Here is a 4,879-nt window from a genome sequence, read left to right on the forward strand (position 1 = left end):
GCCACACACCACACACACTGGAACCACACCTGGGCCCAATACCTCACACACCAACAACAAAGAACAAAAAGTAATGAAGGGAAAAGATAGAACCCCAAGCCCAGCGGTTTGGTCGCGCAGGCATAGCTGCATGTTCAGTGCTTAACTCGGTTCCTTTTCGAGGGCTACCGAGCTATAAAGCATGCCCTAAACCGAGTATCCGAGTGCATTGCGCATTCGCGCGGTCCTTGGCAGGAGATGGGGCTCTATTCAGGCTAATGGCTGAGATCGCATGTAAGCGGAGCATCGGCTATTTCTCATGAGCACGTGGTAGTGAACCAAAAGCCTTATGGTGCTTTAGAGTACGAGGAGGTCGAACTTCGTGGCCTTCACGTCGGAAAGGCGCTTGCGGGCGCGCTCGAGGCGCTGCCATTCCTCCTGGGGGATGGACTTGCGGGCAATAGTGACAGTCTCCGCGTCGGGGGTGCCCCAAGCGATGGGCATAGGGGTGATTTGCTGCCAGTGGTTATTGTCCGCGCGGCCGGAAACCGCGGCGACGGGAACCTTGGTGCCTACGGTTCTCTGGGTACCGGGAATGGCGGTCACGGTGCGCAGGCACGCAGCCCAGCGGGGAGACAGGGAAGGATCCACGTTGGTGTTGACCAGGGCGAGCAGGACCATGTCGCGTTCGTTGACCTCAGCGATGACAGCCGGAGCAAGAGGATAGGAGTCATAGAGTTGCTGGGCGGTGCCAACTTTACGTGCGGCGGCGAAGCCGACGATAGCCACCATGATTCCGAAAAGGATCATGCCGAGACCGATGGTAATGCCCCAGGAAAATCCCCACCAGATGGCCGCGCCGCCGATGATGAGCAGGATGCCCAGCACGAGGCCGGAGATGCGAAGGCGGTTGGAATCGCGCAAGAGCTCGTTATTGGCCTTGGCAAAGGACTCGTCTACGTCGAACTTGAAGATTTTCATTGTTCTAAGTCTAGTGCGTCGATAAGCCGGTAGGCATATCCCTGTTCGGCGAGGAAGCGTTGGCGGTGCACGGCGTAGTCCGCGTCGAGGCTATCGCGGGTGACCAGCGAATAGAAGAGGGCTTCTTCTTCCTTGGGGCGCAGCAGCCGGCCGAGGCGTTGGGCCTCTTCTTGGCGGGAGCCGAAGGTGCCGGAGACCTGGATAGCTAGGGCGGCCTCGGGAAGGTCGATGGAGAAATTGGCAACCTTGGAAACAACAAGTACAGGGAGTGAGCCATCCCGGAACTGTTGGAAGAGGCGCTCGCGCTTGGCGGTGGAGGTGGAGCCGTCGATAACGGGTGCGTCGAGATGCGTGCCAAGCTCCTTGAGCTGGTCGACGTAGCCGCCGATGATAAGGGCCTGCTGTGGGTGGCGGGCGAGGATCGTGTCCACTGCCCGCAGTTTGGCGGCTGCTTGAGCTGCGATGCGGTAACGATCGCGGGGCTGGGCAGTGGCGTATAGCATGCGTTCCTCGGCGTCCATATCCACACGGACCTCGATGCATTCGGCGGTGGCAATATAACCGGCCATCTCGAGCTCTTTCCAAGGGGCGTCATAACGCTTGGGGCCGATAAGGGAGAAAACGTCGCCCTCGCGGCCGTCCTCGCGCACGAGAGTAGCGGTAAGCCCTAGTCGACGCCGCGATTGGAGGTCCGACGTCATCCGGAACACCGGCGCAGGCAGTAGGTGGACCTCGTCGTAGATGATAAGGCCCCAGTCGCGGGAATCGAAAAGCTCAAGGGCTCGGTATTCGCCCTTCGTTTTGCGTGTGACCACCTGGTAGGTAGCGATGGTTATTGGCTTGATCTCCTTCTTTTCGCCGGAGTATTCGCCGATTTCGTTTTCAGTCAGGGTCGTGCGGCGCAGGAGTTCGTCGCGCCACTGTCGGCCGGCGACGGTATTGGTTACCAGGATGAGCGTGGTGGATTCCGCTTTGGCCATCGCAGCCGCGCCGACGATGGTCTTGCCGGCGCCGCACGGCAGCACGACGACGCCAGAGCCACCGGACCAGAAGGCCTCGGTGGCGTACTGCTGGTAGTCACGCAGCTGCCAGCCGTCGTGATTAAGGGCGATGGGGTGGGACTCGCCATCGACGTAACCGGCAAGGTCTTCTGCCGGCCAGCCGGCCTTGAGGAGGGCTTGTTTAAGGCGGCCGCGCTCGGAGGGCGGGACGGCGATGGTGTTCTCGTCGATGCGGGTGCCGAGGAGTTTTCCGGTAGCGCCGCGGGAGAGTTCTTCCAGGATGGGTGGCTCATCGGACTCGAGGATGAGGCCGTGGGCTGGATGGGCGTGGAGGCGGACGCGACCGTAACGGGACATGGTTTCGGCGACGTCGATAAGCAGGGCTTGGGGGACCGGAAACCGGGAGTAGGTTTCTAGGACGTCGACGACCTGCTCAGCGTCGTGTCCGGCCGCGCGGGCATTCCACAGCGCAAGTGGGGTGATGCGGTAGGTGTGCACGTGCTCGGGAGCGCGCTCCAGCTCCGCAAAAGGAGCGAGCGCCGCGCGGGCCTCGGCGGCCTGGGCGTGATCCACCTCGAGCAGGACGGTCTTATCCGACTGCACAATCAATGGTCCATTCATGGCTCCAGCGTAACGGAGGTGATTCGGTGCAAGGGAAACCGGATGGTAGAGCCATCGGCCGCGCGGGCGTCGATTTGCCCGCCCGCCACGGTTAGCGGGGTGACGGTGCGGTGCTTTTCATTGCCGTTCTTATCCGCATAGCCAATGGTAATAGGCCGGGCAGAGCGTGCGGCGGCGTGGACTATGTCCAGGCTGGGAGTAGTAGGGGCGGTGTCATCGCGCAGGTTGCGCAGGGCCTTCGCAATATCCGGGGAAGCGGTAGTTCGGCGGGCGGTCGGGGTCGGCAGGGTAGCTGGTTCGGGTGCGACGATAAGGCTGGCGCCGTTTTCGTCCTCTGCGGCAGGGGAAAGTCCGTGCTCGCGCAGGCGCTCCAGCAGGTCGTGCACGGGTAATTGAGAAACCGCGACGGTGGGCGCGAGCAGGCGCAAAGGCGCAGCCTTGAGCGCAATCTGGAGGAGAGCCGGATCCTCGCTGCGCAGGTAGGACAGCGCCGGCCCAGAGCGCAGGGTGCCATGGCGCTTGGCGACGTCCCCGATATGGAACTCCAGCGTCTGCGGTACTTCCCCGTGGCCGGCGAAGAAAGCGTGTATTTCCTCTCCCGTCATGCCACGATCAAGGCCGCGGCGCAGGGAAGCATCCGAAATGCGGTAGACGCTGGCTAGGCCGGGGGATTCGAGATCGGCTACGGATTCGAGCCTTTGGTGGGTTACTGGATCGAGCGGGCCGGGAACCAAGACGGTCATATCAGCCTGGATGAGGAAATAGTTGACGGTGTCCGGGGTGAGCCGGGCGGCTGCCTCGGGGCCTTCGATGAGCACGCTAGTGGGGCGCTCCAAGGCGATTGCGCCGATCCACTCGGCTTCTGCGCGGAGATCGGCGATGGTTTCATCCGAGGTATGCGTGGCGAAGAGTGGGAAGTGGAAGCGCAGAGCCTCCTCGAAGGTGGGTTTCGCCCCGCGCAGGTAGACCTCCAAGACCTTATCCCGGAATCCCGGCAGCCGGTCATTGGTGTGCGCCAGCGTGCGCCCCTCCTTAGTCCATGTGGAGGTAGTCCACGCCTCGAGCAGGACCTGCCACTTTTCCGCGAGGCTCGCATCGAGCCAGCCCTGAGAAAGCTCCGTGGGGGCGAGGAAATTGCCCTCCAGGTTTTTCGGTTCGCCGCGGTTGAGCAGACGGGCGCTCATGCCGAGTTCAATGAGGCGGCGTAGCTCTCCTTCATTGATGCAGAGGGCTTTGCTCAAATTGGTGAGCTGGCGAACACCCACTGTCTTGTCCTTGAGGAGTTCAATCGGCCGCGCGCCAAGGGCATCAATGACACGCTGCATGCCTCGCACGGCGGATAACCCGGCGGCGGTGCCGGCATCATCGGCTTTGGAATCGGGGGAAGCGGATTCGGTGATTCCTTCCAGGGGGATTGGGGCGGTGGACTTTCCGTGAACCGCAAGGTGCACGGCGCGTGGCAGGCGGACGGTGGTTGCGTCTACGCGTTGCAGCAGCTGCTTGGCGATGAGTCGCGGAATCGGCCGCGTCGGATCCGCATCGATCGCGGCGTCTCGCGTGGTGCCGAGGCCATTGGAGCGGGAAAGGGTCTCGAGGACCTTCCGCTCTTCGGCTGGCAGCTGGTCGATGTCTTCGGGGCTGACTCGGACTTGCTCGAGGAGGGACCAGCCCGTGGGCAGGGCGGGCATGACTTCTGGTGGGATGAGGATATTGCCGTAGGCTAGGCCGCGCTCCTTGAGCTGACGGGTGATGCCTGGATGCAGATCTTCTACCTCTTCGAGCTCCCCGCCGCGGCTCGCGATGCTTTCGATTTCCGCGAGCAGTTCCGCCGAGCATTCCATCAGTGCTCGCGCAATCGAGGTGCGCAGCAGCAGCCGGGTGGCGAGCGCGGCGATACTTGGGGGTAGCGGGTTGAGCACATCCGGCCGGTTGCGGAGGATTGTCGCCAGCTCTTCTTCGTCAAGGGAGGCGAGCCACGTGCGGAAATGCGGAAGATGGGAAGACTGAGACATGATGCCACCCAAGTCTAGTTATCGTTTGAGTTACGTTTTTGCGCGAGGTTTGAAATAATAAAGACTATGTCGAATGAGAAGAAGGGTCACGTTTCCCCGGCTTGGCCGAAGAACGAAAATCGCGAGCATGCAATTACGGAAATCTCTGCGCCTTTTGCTGGTGCGTCCAGCCCTTATGGCGATGATCTGATCTTGCCAATGCCGGCAGAGAAGCTGAACTACGTTCACCCTTATACTCGCATTAACCGCTAGAGTTTTCCTTCATACAGAAAGGGCCCCTTGCAT

The 4,879-nt window shown here is 61.6% G+C and carries 4 protein-coding genes; 1 reads left to right on the forward strand and 3 read right to left on the reverse strand.

Features of this window, described 5'->3' with window-relative positions:
• Positions 1-336 precede the first annotated feature (336 nt).
• The 3 genes from L8V01_RS11765 to L8V01_RS11775 are packed head-to-tail and all read right to left on the reverse strand — an operon-like array spanning position 337 to position 4,594.
• Positions 337-960 carry a DUF3239 domain-containing protein gene (locus L8V01_RS11765; protein WP_269947162.1) on the reverse strand — a complete coding sequence of 208 codons (624 nt, stop codon included), beginning with the start codon at positions 958-960 and terminating at the stop codon, positions 337-339.
• Positions 957-2,582, reverse strand: a complete 1,626-nt coding sequence (locus L8V01_RS11770) for a DNA repair helicase XPB (RefSeq protein WP_269947163.1) — start codon at positions 2,580-2,582, stop codon at positions 957-959. Before L8V01_RS11770 ends, L8V01_RS11765 begins: the two co-directional genes overlap by 4 nt.
• Positions 2,579-4,594 carry a helicase-associated domain-containing protein gene (locus L8V01_RS11775; RefSeq protein ID WP_269947164.1) on the reverse strand — a complete coding sequence of 672 codons (2,016 nt, stop codon included), beginning with the start codon at positions 4,592-4,594 and terminating at the stop codon, positions 2,579-2,581. Before L8V01_RS11775 ends, L8V01_RS11770 begins: the two co-directional genes overlap by 4 nt.
• A gap of 66 nt (positions 4,595-4,660) precedes the next feature.
• On the opposite strand from L8V01_RS11775, the gene L8V01_RS11780 reads away from it, so the two are divergent.
• Positions 4,661-4,846: a hypothetical protein gene (locus L8V01_RS11780; protein WP_023022020.1), complete on the forward strand. Its 186-nt coding sequence runs from the start codon at positions 4,661-4,663 to the stop codon at positions 4,844-4,846.
• Positions 4,847-4,879 lie beyond the last annotated feature (33 nt).

Source organism: Corynebacterium curieae, from assembly GCF_027570035.1.
Lineage (GTDB): Bacteria > Actinomycetota > Actinomycetes > Mycobacteriales > Mycobacteriaceae > Corynebacterium > Corynebacterium curieae.